This is a genomic window from Moorena sp. SIO4A1, assembly GCF_010672065.1.
Lineage (GTDB): Bacteria > Cyanobacteriota > Cyanobacteriia > Cyanobacteriales > Coleofasciculaceae > Moorena.
Genome location: NZ_JAAHHX010000815.1, coordinates 1 through 1,295 on the forward strand (window position 1 = coordinate 1; position 1,295 = coordinate 1,295).

The 1,295-nt window shown below is 40.2% G+C and carries 1 pseudogene; it reads left to right on the top strand.

The features are described from left to right. Window positions 1-167, top strand: a pseudogene (locus tag F6K53_RS43155) (ATP-binding protein); the annotation flags it as partial. Between the last annotated feature and the right edge of the window lie 1,128 nt (window positions 168-1,295).

Below are 1,295 nucleotides of genomic sequence, written 5' to 3' on the forward strand. Positions count from 1 at the left end.
AGTTGCTATCTCAAGTCGTGCAACAGCAGTCCGTCAAGGGGGAACAAGAATATCAAACCCTGTTGCGCAGTATGTTTGTCTATGAATACCAAGATGAACAAGGGCGCTGGTTTGGGATCAACCCAGCGTTAGCAGAAACAGAAAAGTTTCGGTCTCTAGCTCTGTAACAAGGCTAAAATCCCTTGGAAGCCAAGGGATTTTGCCAGAGAAGGGGGTGTAGGGTCTAGGGTTCAGCGTGCAAGGTGTGAGGTGTTCTAGAAAATTAAGCGAGACTATTGACCTACAAATTAAAACTCAACAGGTGCGACCCGTGGCGAATTTAATAATTAGATGCGGAAAGCGCACCTATGGAATTTATCAGTTTGCTAAGAACGCTTTTGGCCATCATCTTGTTACCTGAGCTGTTAATCACCCTTTTCTTTTTGAGGGAGAACTTTCTCTCAAAGCTTGGTATCACATTAGTTTAGCCTTCAGGTTCACCCTCGTCAGGTCGTCAGGTCAGGTACATCCCCTCATCTAGAACCTACAACCTACGACCTACTACTTGGCTCAAAAGGACAAATTTTGTCCCTAATTAAGTTAAAAACTGATCTAGTCAAAACTTCGGCAGTAACTCTAGCTGTAGGGACTCACCCGCGCGCCTACAGCTAGAGTTTGGTGCCCAGTTTTGCGGAAGTCCTAATATCCTAATAGTTTAACTGTTTTACCTATTTTCGTCTAGGAAGTTAGAAGGGCGTTTGTATCTGGGTTGTAAACACATGTATTGCAGAAATTGGCTGGCATACAAGAGGCAAAAGGCAAGAGCAGAAAGAGCTCCGGAATTGTATTGGACAATAAAAAAAGACCATACAGCTTTACATCTCATTTATAAACCCTATACTTCCACCCCACTATAGAATCATAAAAATTCCGGGAAATCACTGATATCGAAGCTATGGACTTGAGGCTCAATAAGTGAATTTATCATTGCTATTCAGTATTTAAATTAACTATATTTATAAACTAAGTAGTAGTAATTACTGAACTATTTATCAAGGTACTTATGAAATATGTTTTTATTACGTAAGACCTGATTATGCTTGTTGTTTTTTATAATTAAAAACCCATACTTACCGATAAGTTCTGATAGTAATATTACTATCTATATGGAAAATAACCCTAGTAATAAGTAATTTCTACCAGTAGGGGTCAAAAGGTTAGTGACATGAAGCAGCAAAATCCCCCAGAAACACTAGCCCCATACAGTGCTCGCTCTCTATTAACCCTATCCCGGGCAATAATGTTCTCCCAAGGAG